13 protein-coding genes are annotated in these 16,264 nt (G+C 34.6%); 10 read left to right on the forward strand and 3 right to left on the reverse strand.

What is annotated here, in order from left to right; all coding sequences use genetic code 11:
• Position 1 precedes the first annotated feature (1 nt).
• Positions 2-1,240, forward strand: a complete 1,239-nt coding sequence (locus tag FF125_RS14670) for an NAD(P)/FAD-dependent oxidoreductase (protein WP_138950472.1) — start codon at positions 2-4, stop codon at positions 1,238-1,240.
• Between the two features lie 185 nt (positions 1,241-1,425).
• Here FF125_RS14670 and FF125_RS14675 read toward each other — a convergent pair whose 3' ends face one another.
• The gene (locus FF125_RS14675; protein ID WP_138950473.1) at positions 1,426-2,202 is read right to left on the reverse strand and encodes an XRE family transcriptional regulator; all 777 of its coding nucleotides are present in this window, start codon (positions 2,200-2,202) and stop codon (positions 1,426-1,428) included.
• Positions 2,203-2,360: 158 nt separating this feature from the next.
• On the opposite strand from FF125_RS14675, the gene FF125_RS14680 reads away from it, so the two are divergent.
• Positions 2,361-5,333, forward strand: a complete 2,973-nt coding sequence (locus FF125_RS14680; RefSeq protein WP_138950474.1) for a DNA polymerase III subunit alpha — start codon at positions 2,361-2,363, stop codon at positions 5,331-5,333.
• Positions 5,330-6,550 carry a DNA polymerase IV gene (dinB, locus tag FF125_RS14685; protein WP_117883543.1) on the forward strand — a complete coding sequence of 407 codons (1,221 nt, stop codon included), beginning with the start codon at positions 5,330-5,332 and terminating at the stop codon, positions 6,548-6,550. The genes FF125_RS14680 and dinB overlap by 4 nt, the downstream gene beginning before the upstream one ends.
• 2 nt (positions 6,551-6,552) lie before the next feature.
• On the opposite strand, the gene FF125_RS14690 is transcribed toward dinB, so the two are convergent.
• Positions 6,553-7,158 (reverse strand): hypothetical protein, encoded by a 606-nt coding sequence (locus FF125_RS14690; RefSeq protein ID WP_138950475.1) that lies wholly within the window; start codon positions 7,156-7,158, stop codon positions 6,553-6,555.
• A gap of 26 nt (positions 7,159-7,184) precedes the next feature.
• The gene (locus FF125_RS14695) at positions 7,185-8,483 is read right to left on the reverse strand and encodes an N-acetylmuramoyl-L-alanine amidase (protein ID WP_138950476.1); all 1,299 of its coding nucleotides are present in this window, start codon (positions 8,481-8,483) and stop codon (positions 7,185-7,187) included.
• Positions 8,484-8,564: 81 nt separating this feature from the next.
• Between FF125_RS14695 and kynU the strand changes: the two genes are divergently transcribed.
• From kynU to FF125_RS14730, 7 genes are all read left to right on the forward strand, one after another.
• A complete protein-coding gene (gene kynU, locus FF125_RS14700) occupies positions 8,565-9,836 on the forward strand; it encodes a kynureninase (RefSeq protein WP_138950477.1) in 1,272 nt (423 codons plus the stop codon).
• The gene (locus FF125_RS14705) at positions 9,829-11,238 is read left to right on the forward strand and encodes an FAD-dependent oxidoreductase (RefSeq protein WP_138950478.1); all 1,410 of its coding nucleotides are present in this window, start codon (positions 9,829-9,831) and stop codon (positions 11,236-11,238) included. Before kynU ends, FF125_RS14705 begins: the two co-directional genes overlap by 8 nt.
• Positions 11,239-11,387: 149 nt before the next feature.
• Positions 11,388-11,789 carry a RidA family protein gene (locus FF125_RS14710; protein WP_138950479.1) on the forward strand — a complete coding sequence of 134 codons (402 nt, stop codon included), beginning with the start codon at positions 11,388-11,390 and terminating at the stop codon, positions 11,787-11,789.
• A 134-nt stretch (positions 11,790-11,923) separates the two neighbouring features.
• On the forward strand, positions 11,924-13,366 hold the full coding sequence (locus FF125_RS14715) for an aldehyde dehydrogenase (protein ID WP_138950480.1): 1,443 nt from the start codon (positions 11,924-11,926) through the stop codon (positions 13,364-13,366).
• A 102-nt stretch (positions 13,367-13,468) separates the two neighbouring features.
• Positions 13,469-14,254 (forward strand): SDR family oxidoreductase, encoded by a 786-nt coding sequence (locus tag FF125_RS14720; protein ID WP_138950481.1) that lies wholly within the window; start codon positions 13,469-13,471, stop codon positions 14,252-14,254.
• Between the two features lie 239 nt (positions 14,255-14,493).
• Positions 14,494-15,027 carry a 3-hydroxyanthranilate 3,4-dioxygenase gene (locus tag FF125_RS14725; RefSeq protein ID WP_138950482.1) on the forward strand — a complete coding sequence of 178 codons (534 nt, stop codon included), beginning with the start codon at positions 14,494-14,496 and terminating at the stop codon, positions 15,025-15,027.
• A gap of 141 nt (positions 15,028-15,168) precedes the next feature.
• Positions 15,169-16,254, forward strand: coding sequence for an amidohydrolase family protein (locus tag FF125_RS14730; protein ID WP_117883550.1), 1,086 nt, complete (start codon positions 15,169-15,171; stop codon positions 16,252-16,254).
• The last annotated feature ends 10 nt before the right edge of the window (positions 16,255-16,264 follow it).

The raw sequence follows: 16,264 nt of genomic DNA on the forward strand, positions 1-16,264 counted from the left end.
AATGAATACAGAAAATGTAGATGTTTTAATTATTGGAGCAGGTCCTTCCGGATGTGTTTCTGCTGCCTATTTACATAAAAAAGGATTATCAGTTCTAGTGGTTGAAAAATCTAAATTCCCAAGATTTGTAATAGGTGAAAGTTTATTACCAAAGTCAATGGAACACTTTAAAGAAGTTGGTCTTTTTGACTGTTTAGATGCCATGAATTTTGAAAAAAAACGAGGTGCACGTTTTATACGTGGAGAAGAAGTTTGTCTTTTTGATTTTAGTAAAAAATATACTGAGGGTTGGGACTGGACTTGGCAAGCACCTAGAGCAGATTTTGACAAAGCCTTGGCGGATGAAATTGTAAGAAAAGGTGTGCCTATTGCTTTTGAATGGGCCGTTACTGATATTGAGTTTGATGGTACCAACTCAAAAACTACCATTAAAAACGAGAGCGGAGAAGAAAAAATAATCAATGCCAAACATGTTATAGATTCTAGCGGATATGGTAGAGTTTTACCAAGATTGTTAGATTTAGACAAACCCTCTACCCTACCAAAACATTCCTCTATTTTCACGCACGTAATTGATACGAATAGACCCGAAGGAACTGAAGGTACGCTCATTACTTTTGATATTGTAAAGCCACAGGTTTGGCTATGGGTTATCCCTTTTTCAAATGGAAAAACAAGTTTAGGTATTGTAGGCCCCACAGAATTTATTGAATCTTATAAAGGAAATACTTCAGAAATGTTTTCTGAAATGCTTAAACTATCTACACATTATTATGATAGATTTAAGGATGTAGATTTTGAATTTGATCCTATCTGTATTAAAAACTATTCAAAATCAGTTACCCAATTGTATGGTGATGGTTATGTGTTAACAGGAAATAGTTCTGAATTTTTAGATCCTGTTTTCTCGTCTGGTGTGGCGTTTGCTACAGAGTCTTCTTTATTGGCTGCTAAATTAGTAGAGCGACAATTAAAAGGCGAAAGTGTAGATTGGGAAAATGAATATACCAATTATATTAAAAAAGGTGTAAATGTATTTTCTACGTATGTGAAAGAATGGTACACAGAAAATTTACAAACATTATTTTTTCACAGGCCTGAAAATCCCGACGTTAAAGAAAAAATTTGTGCTGTTTTAGCAGGTTATGTCTGGGATGAAACGAATCCTTTTGTAAAAAAACACGATAGAGCCGTAAGCTCTATGGCCCATTTAATTGATATGGAAAAAAACCTCCCTTAACTTAATCTCAAAATCATTAATTAAGAGTAAAAGGTGTTACAGTTGTCAGGTTGAGCGAAGTCGAAACCTAAATAGATATACACGAGATAAATTCTCGACTCCGATTGAACTGACCAGAATTTACTTTAACGAAACGACATTGCCGCATATAGAATTATTGTTTTTTATATCATGAATCCTATTCATTACAACGCAACTGTTTTATCAATCGCTCTTAGTTCTACTTTTAACTCTTGAAACATATTTACAATACTACTTAGTTTCAACTCTTCTTTACTGTATTCTTGAGTATTAATACAACAGGTGAATTTCCATACTTCTAATACTTCTTCTATTTTCACTTCATAAGGAGCGTATCTTTTATTATCAGAATACAACAGCAAACTTTTCCGATCTTTAATTCTATTATAAACACGCTTATAAACCAACCCATCGTCTTTGGTCAATACGATATAGGTTCTACCATCTTTTACATCTTCAATATCTTCTACATACTTAGCTACGATAAAAGAACCATCTTTTACGGGTAACATAGAATCTCCTTTTATAGGAAATGCTCTGTGCGTGCCTGTAGGCAGAAAAGGCAAGTTGAATTTCTGTAAATGCTCTATATATTCAGGGTCAGAATAGCCGTTTAAATAACCCGCGGAAGCCTCTATGGTTACTACTTCTATAAGCTCTTCATTATGTTCATTAACACTTATAGGAAATAAGACTCTTTTATTCCCAATATCTATAAATGATAAATCTTTCGTTTTTCTTAAATCGACTTTAATCAAGGTATCTATCGGAATCTTTATATACTTAGACAAATCAATTAATTTATCAATTGAAGGTTCTGTTCTACCCGACTCAAAAGAGGCGATCATGGCTCTTGACCATTCTAATTCTTCGGCAAAAAACTCTTGCGAAAAAGTCTTTAATTCCCTTAAGTGACGAATGTTTGTTGCAATATAATTCATCTGTTATTTTATATTTTTTTATCTGTCAGATGGAATTCGCTATTTAAAATCTGAGCATTATATTAGAATTTTAGATAGTTTATTTCATAATGTTTCAAAATTAAACAATAATTGTTTCATAATGAAACTAAATTTGTAAAAAATTATAAAAAATAAACGTGTACCTCAATTGTCATACATATTATAGCCTCCGTTACGGCACTATAAGTCCAGAAAACTTATTGGATTTAGCAGTTAGAAACAACTTGCATACCATTGCCCTGACGGATATTAACAGCACTTCGGCATGTTTAGATCTTGTGCGTTTATCATTAGAAAAAAAAATTAAACCTGTTTTAGGTGTTGATTTCAGAGATGGAGTAGAACAAAAGTTTATAGTCTTGGCAAAAAACAATGCTGGTTTTCAAAAAATCAACACTTATCTCTCTACTTTTTTACATGATAAAACCTTAAAAATCCCAGAGCAACCTAAATACATCAATGATACTTTTGTTATTTATCCTTTTGAAAAAGATAAAGATTACATTCTAAAAGAAAATGAATATTTAGGCATTAAACCCAAAGACCTCAACCATTTAAAGTTTTCAAAATGGAATAACAGTCGTGAAAAACTGGTGGTATTACAGACCGTTTCTTTTCAGGATAAAAAAGACTTTAACACTCACCGACTCTTACGAGCTATTGACAACAATACCTTATTAAGCAAGCTCCCTTCAAGCGAACAAGGAGCCGAGACAGATCTATTATTATCGCTCAGTACACTAAAACTTATTTATGCTGATTATCCTGAATTAATTAAAAATACCGAAAAATTATTAGACAATTGCACAATTGATTTTGACTTCTCTCAAAAGGTTCCTAATAACCAAAAATCGTATACCAATAGTGAAAATTTAGATTATCGCTTATTAGAAAAACTCACCTATGAAGGATTGAATTATCGCTATCAAAATCCCGATGAAACAATTTACAATCGGATAAAAAAAGAATTAGATATTGTCAAACAAAAAGGCTTTGTCTCTTATTTTTTAATCAATTGGAAAATCCTCAAATATGCCCGTAGCAAAGGCTATTTCTATGTAGGCCGTGGTAGTGGTGCCAATAGTATTGTAGCATACCTTTTAAGAATTACAGATGTTGACCCTGTGGAGTTAGACTTGTATTTTGAACGTTTTATCAATCTTTATCGTAAAAATCCACCTGATTTTGATATTGATTTTTCATGGACAGACCGTGATGATATTACTCAATTTATTTTTAAACGTTTTAAAAACACAGCATTAATAGCTGTTTACAACACTTTTAAATTCAGGGCTTCTGTGAGAGAACTGGGTAAGGTTTTTGGGTTACCGAAATCAGAAATGGATATATTAACCAGAGGAAAATATAATTTTAATACGTTAGATAAATTATCACAATTGGTAATTACCTACAGCAAATATATTCAAGGATTTCCCAACTATTTAGGCATACATGCAGGTGGAATTTTAATTTCAGAAAAACCAATTCATTATTACTGTGCAACCTTTTTCCCTCCAAAAGGATTTGCCACCACACAATTTGATATGGTAGTTGCCGAAGATATTGGCTTGTATAAATTCGATATTTTAAGTCAACGCGGGTTGGGTAAAATAAAAGATACTGTTGAAATTGTTAACCATAATTATCCTGAAAAAGAAGCCATAGACATTCATGATATCAAACGATTTAAAGAAGACAAACAGATTAAGTACCTGCTTAAAAATGCCAAAGCTATTGGTTGTTTTTATGTAGAATCTCCAGCCATGCGAATGTTACTGAAGAAATTACAAGTTGACAATTATTTAGGCTTGGTAGCTGCTAGTTCTGTAATACGTCCTGGTGTAGCAAAATCGGGTATGATGCGAGAATACATTTTACGATATCGGTATCCGGAACGTAGAAAAGAAGCACATCCGGTACTTTTAAACATTATGCCCGAAACTTATGGTGTAATGGTCTATCAAGAAGATGTAATTAAAGTTGCCCATTATTTTGGCGGATTAACCCTAAGCGAAGCAGATATGTTACGTCGCGGAATGTCAGGTAAGTTCCGCTCTCGAGATGAATTTTTAAAAGTAAAACAATTGTTTTTTGACAATTGTAAAAAAGATAGTAAACCAGAAACCTTAACCAGTGAAATCTGGCGACAAATTGAAAGTTTTGCTGGCTATGCTTTTGCTAAGGGACATTCCGCTTCATATGCTGTTGAAAGTTACCAAAGCCTCTTTTTAAAAGCGTACTACCCTATTGAATATATGGTAGCCACCTTAAATAATGGTGGTGGATTTTATAGTGTAGAACTCTATGTACATGAGGCCAGAATGCACGGAGCTATTATCGAAGCTCCGTGCATTAACACCAGTTATAATCAAACAATTGTACGTGGTAAAACCATTTATTTGGGATATGGTTTTTTGCAATCTTTTGAATCTAATACCATTAAAAAAATCCTTTTAGAACGAGAAAAAAATGGATTATTTAAAAGCTTGAATAACTTTATAGAACGTGTTTCTATTTCAGTAGAACAAATTTCCATCTTAATAAAAATTAATGCTTTTCGATTTACAGGAATAAATAAACGCGAATTACTATGGCAAGCACATTTAAAAATAAGTAAAGTACCATTACAAGAAGATCGTATTACTTTATTTAAAACAGAGCGTATTTCTTATAAAACTCCAGAACTGAAAAGTACTGAGTTAGAGAATGCCTTTGACGAATTTGAATTGCTAGGCTTCCCATTGTGTAATCCTTTTAAATTATTGACAAAGCCTCAATATAATAATTCAAGGGCTAGACATTTACCGCATTATAAAAACAAAACGATAGCGATTGAAGGCTATTTAGTAACTACAAAACGTACGTCAACATCAAATAGCAAGACCATGTATTTCGGTACGTTTTTAGATCGTGATGGCGATTTTATAGACACCGTACATTTTCCGCCCGCAGCAATAAAATATCCCTTTAGGGGAAAAGGTATTTATGCTATTATCGGCAAAGTACTAGAAGAGTTTGATTGCATAAATATAGAAGTTAGTTCTATGCACAGACTAGCTATTATTGAAGACCCGAGGTATTCAGACAAACCGAAATCAATTACAACATGACACAAAGAGACAGAGCTATTGTACATATGGATTTAGACACCTTTTTTGTGTCTTGTGAACGCTTATTAGACAATCGACTAAAAGGTAAACCCGTATTAATTGGCGGTACTTCTGATCGAGGTGTTGTAGCATCGTGCAGTTACGAAGCTAGAAAATTTGGCATCCATTCTGCTATGCCTATGCGTATGGCAAAACAGTTATGCCCTGAAGCAATTGTACTAAGAGGTAACTCTGGTATTTACACTAAATTTTCGCAAAATGTAACCGAAGTCATTAAAGAAAGTGTGCCTTTATATGAAAAAAGCTCTATTGATGAGTTTTATATTGACCTTACGGGAATGGATAAGTTTTTTGGATGTCATCAATTAGCAAGTGAATTAAGACAACGCATTATGAAAGAAACAGGGTTGCCTATTTCTTTTGGATTGTCCATTAATAAAACCGTGTCAAAAATTGCTACAGGCGAAGCCAAACCCGATAATCAAATTCAGATTATAAAGGGAACCGAAAAACCTTTTTTAGCCCCATTATCTATTCGGAAAATACCAATGGTAGGTGAAGTTACTTACAAATCATTATGCGATTTAGGTATCAAACGTATTATAACCGTACAAGAAATGCCCATGCAATTGATGCATAAAGTATTGGGTAAAAATGGCTTGAGTATTTGGAAAAAAGCCAATGGTATTGACAACAGTCCTGTAATACAATACCACGAACGGAAATCAATTTCTACCGAACGTACTTTTAACAAAGACACTACTGATGTTGAAAAATTAAGAAGTATTATTATAGCTATGACTGAAAATTTGGCATATCAGCTAAGACGGGGGCATAAATTAACGGCTTGTGTTACTTTTAAGATACGCTATTCTGATTTTCAAACTTACACCCAACAAAAAAGAATTTCTTATAGTTCTTTAGACAGTTCTATTTTACCCGTGGTATTAGACTTATTTAAAAAACTGTATAACAGACGGTTATTAGTACGATTAATTGGTGTTAAGTTTAGTCATTTGGTTGAAGGCGGACATCAAATCAACTTATTTGAAGATGATGAGAAATTAATAAATTTAAGTACCGCCATAGATAAAATGCGTGAACGCTATGGTGACCGTTCCGTGGTTAGTGCAAGTGGTATGGAAGCCAAAAGCATTAGTAGATGGAATCCCTTTACCGGAGAACCACCACCATTGTTACCTAATAGGCGGAGATAAAATTATTTCGAAACCTTTTTTAACATTTTAGCAAATTCCTTAGCCAGTTTTGCATAACATTCTGAAATTCTATAACCAGAATCATAATCAAAACCCATAGCTCCAGCTCCTTGAACTTTAGAATATTTACCAGACCATAAAATAGTAGAAGGGTTTTCTGTTTCATAAATCGTTAAAACGGCATCTATTTCAGCATTTCTTCTAACAATACCTACATTATAACCAGCATATAACTTAGTCGTATGGATTTTAATAGTATACTTAGCTTCGGTATTGTCTTTACTTACATTGAACTCACCTTCATCAAACCTCTTATCAAAAGATTCCTTAAACTTTGGCTCATATCTATTTTCGCGATCTGCAAACCAAGATTTTTTAAATTTTTCACCTGTACCTGCTTCTTTCTCTTCCCTTTTAGCCATTTTATCTTCTAAAAATTCTTCTTCCGAATCATATTTAGGAATCTGTACATCTGAATAATCAAACTCTAAATTATATGAAGTAATCCCTTTTAAATTTTTGGTTTTTCCTTCAATAGTTTTAGGTTTTTGAGCATACATCGTTAAGGTTGCTAAGATCAATGCGAATACTAATACTTGTTTTTTCATATTTAAAATTTTAATACGGTTCAAATTTAAGTTTTTATCAGTTTAAAACGGGCTGTTTTATTATCAATATTTAGTTGCAACCAATACACTCCTGATGATAAAAATGATAAATCAATTTCTGCTTTTGATTTCTTAGTGGCATTATCATCTTCAAAAACCATTCTACCTGTTACGTCAAAACATTTTATTACTAACACCTCATTATCCAGAAAAGAAGTCTCAATTGCAATTTTATCTAAAAAAGGATTAGGATAGACTTTCACTTTGTTAAGTAGCTCATCATCTATACCTAATGCCACACAACCGCTAAGAATACCATCAACTTCCGTTCTAATAGTTGGTAACATATCATAAACCTTTTGCCCAGGACATTCTGTACTACCACCATCTCTATGACCAGAGATTGTTTGTATATACGATCCTGACGAAGCATGATACTTTGTTGCGATAGGATCTATACCTTTTACACAGGCTTTCCATGCCAACAAACTTTTAAGACTATTAATCATTGCGGTTTCTGGGGTTACCGTAGTGTAGGTTCCCATCAATGACATCCCTGAAGTTCCACTGTTATGCCCTGAAAAATGAGCTCCTGTCGTATCATCTTCTCTCCCTTCATAAACATTCCCTTCTTTATCCAATAAAAAGTTATACCCCACATCTGACCAACCGTTAGTATTTACATGGTAATTCCAGATAGAACGTACCACTGCAGCCCAATCTGAAGAGGTATTTGCTCCTGCCGTATGATGTACTATTAAAAACTTAACATCTGTAGAACTTGGATTAGAATTTGGTGGACAATCATTATTGGGACACCAAGAAGCTCTTGTTATTACTGTTGGAGCGGCACAATTACAAGAGGCCAATGTTTTCGTTTTGACAGTATTTAAATTACTACTTTTCTTTTGTGCTTTCGTTTCTAAAAACGCTGTTTCATAGGGATAATAAAAATTGAATTTTATATCATCTAGCGTTGCCAGCTCCTTCAAAATTATTTTTACTTGCGTTTGCTCACTCTTAACATCCAGATAGGCCATGGCATGATACTTATTGACTTCAAAATTGTTTTCATCAACAGGAAACAACTGCCATTCATTATTAATATCCTTATAATAAACAGCTTCAATGGCTTTAGAAATAGCATTACCTGAAACGCGAATAGAAAAAGCTACAAAAGGATTGTTGGGAATCTGTTCTACTTTTAAAACATCTGACACATAAGTTTGTTGAAACTGTTTTTCAACCTTAAGTAAGGTAGTTCTAGATTCTTGAGCAATCAAAACAAAACCAAACAAGTAAAATAAGAGTACTATTTTTTTCATAAAACGAAGATATAAAATATATCTAGAAAGCCTAATTAGTTTATAAATTCTTATTTTTGTTTAAATCATAAAACTACAACCTTGTCAGATTATCAATTAGGATTAGAATATGCTAAAACGCAAGATCAGTCAGATGATTTATCTGCGTATCGAAATCAATTTCACATTCCAAAAGACACAAACGGAAACGACCTCATTTATTTTACAGGGAACTCTTTAGGATTACAACCAAAATCAACCATGTCTTATGTTGAAGAAGAACTTAAAGCATGGGCTGAACTAGGTGTTGAAGGGCATACTGAAGGTAAGCATCCATGGTTACATTACCATGAATTTTTAACCGAAAATATGGCGAATATTGTAGGTGCAAAACCCATAGAAGTTATCGTAATGAATACGTTAACAGCAAATCTGCATTTTATGATGGTTTCCTTTTATAAACCCACAAAAACGAAATATAAAATAGTAATTGAAGCAGATGCTTTCCCCTCTGATAAGTTTGCCGTAGAATCGCAATTGCGACATCACGGATTTGATGAAAAAGATGGTATAATTTTATGGAAGCCACGCAAAGGAAATGAATTGGCTAGGTATGAAGATTTAGAAGCTATTTTCGACCTATATGGTGATGAAATAGCATTGACATTAATTGGTGGCGTTAATTATTATACGGGACAGTATTTTGATTTAAAACGAATTACATCCTTAGCTCATTTTCACGATTCCATGGTTGGTTTTGACTGTGCTCATGGTGCTGGTAATGTAAAATTAAACCTACATGATTCTGGTGCTGATTTTGCAGTTTGGTGTACTTACAAATATTTAAACTCAGGCCCAGGAAGTCTCGCTGGTTGTTTTGTACACGAACGTCATGCCAACGATAGAGAGTTAAACCGTTTTACAGGCTGGTGGAGCCACAATAAAGAAACACGTTTTAATATGCGTGATGAATTTGATCAATTACCTGGAGCTGAAGGTTGGCAATTAAGCAATCCCCCCATTTTATCTATGGCAGCTATTAGAGCCTCTTTAGATATGTTTGCCGAAGTAGGAATAGATAGATTGGTTGAAAAATCGAAAAAACTAACAGGCTATTTTGAATTTTTAATTGAACAATTAAACAATCCAAATATAAAAATTATAACACCAAAAGACCCCTCTGAACGTGGGTGTCAACTATCCATTCAGGTATTAAATGCAGACAAAAAATTGCATCATAAACTCACAGAGAGTGGTGTTGTAAGTGACTGGAGAGAGCCAGATGTTATACGCTGTGCCCCCGTTCCGTTATACAATACATATCTAGATGTATATACTATGGTTGAAAAATTGAAAGAGATACTAAATGACTAAAAAAGATAACATACTCATAGTAGGTGCCGGACTTTGTGGCTCACTCCTAGCCTTGCGTTTAGGACAACGCGGCTATAACATTAGTGTTTATGAAAAACGACCTGATTTACGTAAAATAGATATCAGTGCAGGACGCTCCATCAATCTTGCTTTTTCAGATAGAGGTATAAAAGCAATGAAATTGGTGGGTTTAGAAGAAAAGGTTAAACCGCTCTGCATCCCAATGAATGGTAGAATGTTGCACGATGTAGCAGGAAATACTGTTTTAGCACCCTATAGCGGTAGAGAACATGAATATATCAATTCCATTTCTCGGGGTGATTTAAATGCCTTATTACTCGATGAAGCTGAAGCATTACCTAACGTAACCATCTACTTTAATCATAAATCTACTGAGGTTGATTTTGAAAATTCCATAGCTCATTTTTATCAATATGAAACAAAATCTGAGGTTTCAAAAAAAGCAGATGTCATTTTTGGAACAGACGGAGCAGGTTCTTCTTTACGAAAAAGTTACTATTTAGGTAAAAAATTCTTATTCAGTTTTAGCCAAGATTATTTGACGCATGGCTATAAAGAATTAAGTATTCTACCTGCCAAAAATGGTGGCTACAAAGTCTTTAAAAATGCCTTACACATTTGGGGAAGAGGCGATTTTATGCTTATTGCATTACCCAATTTGGATGGTAGTTTTACGGTAACCTTATTTTTAAGTTATGCTGAAGGCGAATACAATTTTAACAACTTAACAACTAAAGAGAAAGTACTAGAATTCTTTACAACATACTTTAAAGACGCCTTGGAATTGATGCCAAATCTCATTGATGATTTCTTTGAAAATCCTACATCACCTTTAGGTACGGTAAAATGTTCTCCTTGGCATTATAAAGGAAATACCTTATTAATGGGAGATTCTGCTCATGCGATTGTTCCGTTTTACGGTCAAGGAATGAATGCTTCTTTTGAGGATGTGGTTGAATTTGATAAATACCTTGATGATGCACAAGATTGGGAAAGTGTTTTTAAAGCCTTCGAAAAATCGCGAAAAATAGATACCGATGCTATTGCTGATTTAGCCATAGATAATTTTCATGAAATGAAAGGTCACGTAAACAATGCTATCTTTAGAGAAAAGCGTAATTTAGAAATGGCCTTAGAAAAAAACTTCCCAACTGAATATTCTTCAAAATATTCATTGGTTACTTTTAATGAAAATATCGGATATTATAAAGCAATGACTCAAGGAAGAGCACAGGATAAGGCGATGTTAAATATGATTGCCGATCATGACATTTCAATATCCGAAAAAACGTCTAAAGAAGAGTTAGCTGCAATTTTAAAAAAGGTACAAACTGAAACAGAAAACATTTTAGAAGAAGACAGGATTGCAAAAAACATGTAAAATCCCACCCCGACACTCCCGAACGGAGGGGGATTTAAACGCAAAATTTGCCTATATTTATGTTTAAAATATTAATTCAACAATAAAAATATTCTTAACCACCCAGTTAGGAGTTCCTTTCCTTCGGGAAGGCTAGGATGGGATTTTATATGGATAACAAAGTAACACCTCGAGGAGCCTACCCACATACCAAGCGTGCAGGTGATTTTATATTTGTATCTGGTACCAGTTCAAGAAGACCAGACAATACCATTGCTGGTGTTGATATTATTGACGAAATGGGTACAAAACACCTCAACATTGAAATTCAAACCCGTGAAGTACTAAAAAACATTGAACGAAATTTAGCGAATGAAGGTGCTACTTTAAAAGATATTGTTGATGTTACTACTTTCTTAGTAAATATGAATGACTTTGCTGGCTACAACAAGGCATATGCAGAATTTTTTGACAAAGAAACAGGACCAACCCGAACAACTGTTGCTGTACATCAATTACCACATCCAGATTTAGTGGTGGAGATTAAGGTAATGGCTTATAAAAAGATTTGAGGTTTGAAATAATTAAAATTGGTAGGATTGTCCCCTTGAGGATTAGTGAGAAACAAAATGTGTTTTGTTTTGAAGCTACCGAGCGAAGCTCATAGGGTTGTAAAACGTGAGTTTAAAAAAGTAATAAGTTAATAATGACAAAAATCCAAAACTACATCAACGGAAAATTTTCGCCTCCCATCAAAGATAGATGGCTAGACAATTATTGTCCCGCCAATGGTGAAGTTTATGGACAAATTCCCAATTCAACTCAAGCAGATATAGACAACGCTGTTAAAGCTGCGAAAACAGCTTTTGCTTCTTGGTCGCAAACTACACTGGATGAACGTAGTAGAATTCTCATTAAAATTTCAGAATTAATAGAAGTCAATTTAGATCGATTTGCAGAAGCAGAGAGTAAGGATAATGGAAAACCCATCTCATTGGCAAAAACAGTAGATATTCCAAGAGCAGCGAGTAATTTTCGCTTTTTTGGAAATGCCATTACGCAGTTTGCAAGTGAGAGTCACGAGAGTGTTGGGCAAAACGCCATCAATTATACCTTACGCCAACCAATTGGCGTTGTGGGTTGTATCAGTCCGTGGAACCTCCCACTCTATTTATTTACATGGAAAATTGCCCCTGCTTTAGCTGCTGGTAACTGTGTAATTGCCAAACCAAGTGAAGTCACACCTATGACCGCTTATTTACTTGGAGAGATACTAAATGAAGCTGGCCTCCCAAAAGGCGTATTAAACATAGTACATGGAACAGGAACCTCAACAGGAAAAGCAATGGTTGAACATCCTGACATTAAAGCCATTTCATTTACAGGGGGTACCAAAACAGGAGCCGAAATCGCAAAAATAGCCGCTCCTATGTTTAAAAAATTATCGTTAGAATTAGGAGGAAAAAACCCTAATATCATCTTTGCCGATTGTAATTATACGGAAATGTTAGAAACTACCGTACGCTCTTCATTTGCCAATCAAGGACAAATATGTTTATGCGGTAGTCGCATTTTTGTAGAAGCATCTATTTATGAAAAATTCAAGACGGATTTTATAAATAAAGTAAAAGTATTAAAAGTGGGACACCCTTCCAATTCTGATACGAATATTGGAGCATTGGTTTCTAAAGAGCATCTTGAAAAAGTTTTAGATTATATCAACATTTCAAAATCAGAAAACGGAAATATTTTATGTGGTGGAGAAAAGGTAACCGTCACCGATTATGAAAATGGATATTATTTGGAACCCACAGTTATTGAAATTACAACAAACAATTGTCGGATAAATCAAGAAGAAGTATTTGGCCCTGTGGTTACTATTATGCCTTTTAAAAGTGACGATGAAGCTTTACAAATGGCAAATAGCGTTAAATACGGGCTATCTGCAACTTTATGGACCAATGATTTGTCTAGAACCATGCGAATGACCAATCAGTTCGAAGTCGGAATAGTTTGGGTAAATACGTGGATGTTACGCGATTTACGAACCCCTTTTGGCGGCATAAAAGCCTCGGGAATGGGACGAGAAGGCGGATTTGAAGCCTTACGCTTTTTCACAGAAGCAAAGAATGTGTGTATAAAATATTAGCCCATCTTCCGTCTTCCCGAAGGGAAGGAACTTGGGTGAAACTAAAAATCAAATTATTAATCTAAAATAAAACTCCTTCCCCTTGGGAAGGTTGGAATGGGAATGAACTTAAAATTAGAAAACAAAAATGCATTGGTTTGTGGCAGTACTCAGGGTATTGGTAAGGCCTGTGCCATGGCATTGGCAGAATTGGGTGCTAATATTACCTTAGTGGCCAGAAATGAAGAAAAATTAAAACAGGTAGTAGCAGAATTACCAAACACCTATCAAAATCACTCGTATATCGTGGCTGATTTTCAAAACCCTGTAGAATTAGGGCAAAAAGTAGCTCGAAAACTCGCTGAAGTTGACACTTATCACATATTAGTTAACAACACTGGGGGGCCAGCTGGAGGAGCTGCCTTATCCGCAGAGTTATCAGAATTTGAAAGTGCTTTTACACAACATTTAAAATCGAATCATATATTGGTTCAAACAGTAGTTCCAAAAATGAAAGAAGCTGATTTTGGTAGAATTATTAACATCATTTCAACCTCAGTAAAACAACCGTTGGATGGGTTGGGTGTGAGTAATACCATTAGAGGTGCAGTTGCCAATTGGAGTAAGACCTTAGCTAATGAACTGGGAGAATATGGTATTACCGTAAATAACGTTTTACCTGGAGCAACCGCCACCACAAGATTGACTGAAATAATCAATAATAAAGCGACTAAAACAGGCAGAAAACCTGAAGAAATTTCAAAAGCTATGAAGAATGGTATTCCTGCCAAGCGTTTTGCACAACCAGGAGAAATAGCAAATGCCGTCGCTTTTTTAGCTACGGAAGCTGCTAGTTATATCAATGGAATTAATTTACCTGTAGATGGTGGCAGAACGAAATCATTGTAATAACGTATTCTTTTCTTATAAGACTTATTTAAGAAAAATGATGTCCGTTCGAGCGGAGTCGAGAACTTATCTGTCACGATTAAATTAGATTTCGGCTCCGGCTTATGACTTAAGTTGTGGTAGTTAAGAATACAGAAATTCGTATCTTTATACTTGAAATATTAATACACTAACAAAAATTCTTAACCGCCCAGTTAGGAATTCCTTCCCTTTAGGAAGGCTAGGATGGGATTTTTACTATGAGCAAATTAGTTTCTCCTTTAAATTTTAAAGAATGGATTGAAGAAAACAGACATTTATTAAAACCACCTGTGGGCAATAAAGTAGTCTGGAAAGATGGTGATTTTATAGTGATGGTTGTAGGAGGTCCAAACAATAGAAAAGATTACCATTACAACGAAACTCCTGAATTTTTCTATCAAGTGGAAGGTGATATTGTACTAAAAATTATAGACAATGGCACTCCAAAAGACGTCCACATCAAAGAAGGTGATATTTATTTATTACCACCAAAAGTGCCACATTCTCCGCAACGTGGTGCCAATACTGTAGGCTTGGTAATTGAATACAAACGCCCTGAAGGGATGCGAGATGCCTTACTTTGGTTTTGTGAAAATTGTACTACCAAATTATACGAAGAAGACTTTACCGTAAAAAATATTGAAACCGATATGCCCGTAATTTTTGACAATTATTATACGGACAAAAAGAAACGTTCGTGTCCAAATTGTGGTGAAGTTATGGAGCCACCAAAAAAAGTAAAAATAGAGTAGTGGTAACATTAATGAGATTGCCGCGTCGCATCCATAATTACAACTTATAGATATAATTCGTTTATGCTTCTCGCAATGACAGTATTAATAAAATAATTTAACTAACATTTAAAAGATTCCCGCCTTCGCTGGAGTGAAATCATGGAAAAAAAACGCAAATTACGTATTAACGGACATTCACACTTACTACCTTATCCAGAGGAAATACCTCAATACATGAAAGATAAGGGTATTTTTTGGGTAGATAAAGACCGGAAATTTATGCTTCAAAAAGATTGGAGCAGACCTGTAACGGATTCTAGTTTCTTCTTACACGAAAAATTAGCGTGGATGGAGCGTTTCAAAATAGACCATGCCGTGGTACTTAATTTGTCACAGTTATACGGAAATGGACTACGTGTTGAAGAAATGAAAAAAGCATTGCGTTTTCAAAATGATTTTAATGCCAAAATTCAACAAGAGCATCCTAGTAAATTCACCTGTGGTTTTGTAGTACATCCTGGCTTTGTAAAAGGTGCCTGTTGGGAAATTGAACGTTGCGTTGAACAAGGCATGCAATTACTTTGCTTACCCACGCATTATATGGATACTATTGGTACTTGGCGTTGTATTTTTGATGAAGAAAATGAGCCTATTTTTGAATTGGCTAGTAAATTGAATTTAGCGGTGGAAATCCACCCCTACGATGGTGAAAAATTCATTAAATTAGAAAATACATCTTGGCGTTTTCATCTCATTTGGATGCTAGCTCAATGTGCTGATGCGTATCACTTTTTTACTATAAAAGGGTATCAAGAACGATTTCCAAATATGCGAACTTGCTTTGCTCATGGTGGACAGTTAGCACAAATCAACCTAGGAAGACGGATTCAAGGTTTTGATGGTAGACCTGATTTATTTGAAGGTGATTACCATCCTAGAGCTGCTGTTGGACATAAAAACATCTTTTTTGACACCCTAGTGCATGATACAGGTTCTCTGAAATTACTTATAGAAAATCAAGGAGCCAAACAAGTTTTAATTGGCCTAGACGACCCATATCCTTTAGGTGAAATGGAAAGTGTAAAACAATCTTCTTATCCCGGTAAAATTTTAGACTTAGCTATTGATAGGAATATTATAAGCGAAGCAGAAAAAGATGCCATGTGGGAAGACAATGTAATCCAGTGGTTGTGTGGGGATGATCAAGAAGCTAAAGATAAATTGGTGAAGAGGATATTGAATTAATTTATTCAAA

Origin of the sequence: Aureibaculum algae (assembly GCF_006065315.1) — a bacterium.
Lineage (GTDB): Bacteria > Bacteroidota > Bacteroidia > Flavobacteriales > Flavobacteriaceae > Aureibaculum > Aureibaculum algae.

What these genes read in the sequence shown, in the direction of transcription:
- FF125_RS14690 (WP_138950475.1), bottom strand. Translation starts at nt 7,158, where the DNA reads ATGAAAAAACAAGTATTAGTATTCGCATTGATCTTAGCAACCTTAACG.
- FF125_RS14695 (WP_138950476.1), bottom strand. Translation starts at nt 8,483, where the DNA reads ATGAAAAAAATAGTACTCTTATTTTACTTGTTTGGTTTTGTTTTGATT.
- FF125_RS14705 (WP_138950478.1), top strand. Translation starts at nt 9,829, where the DNA reads ATGACTAAAAAAGATAACATACTCATAGTAGGTGCCGGACTTTGTGGC.
- dinB (WP_117883543.1), top strand. Translation starts at nt 5,330, where the DNA reads ATGACACAAAGAGACAGAGCTATTGTACATATGGATTTAGACACCTTT.
- FF125_RS14730 (WP_117883550.1), top strand. Translation starts at nt 15,169, where the DNA reads ATGGAAAAAAAACGCAAATTACGTATTAACGGACATTCACACTTACTA.
- FF125_RS14675 (WP_138950473.1), bottom strand. Translation starts at nt 2,202, where the DNA reads ATGAATTATATTGCAACAAACATTCGTCACTTAAGGGAATTAAAGACT.
- FF125_RS14715 (WP_138950480.1), top strand. Translation starts at nt 11,924, where the DNA reads ATGACAAAAATCCAAAACTACATCAACGGAAAATTTTCGCCTCCCATC.
- FF125_RS14670 (WP_138950472.1), top strand. Translation starts at nt 2, where the DNA reads ATGAATACAGAAAATGTAGATGTTTTAATTATTGGAGCAGGTCCTTCC.
- FF125_RS14710 (WP_138950479.1), top strand. Translation starts at nt 11,388, where the DNA reads ATGGATAACAAAGTAACACCTCGAGGAGCCTACCCACATACCAAGCGT.
- FF125_RS14725 (WP_138950482.1), top strand. Translation starts at nt 14,494, where the DNA reads ATGAGCAAATTAGTTTCTCCTTTAAATTTTAAAGAATGGATTGAAGAA.
- FF125_RS14720 (WP_138950481.1), top strand. Translation starts at nt 13,469, where the DNA reads ATGAACTTAAAATTAGAAAACAAAAATGCATTGGTTTGTGGCAGTACT.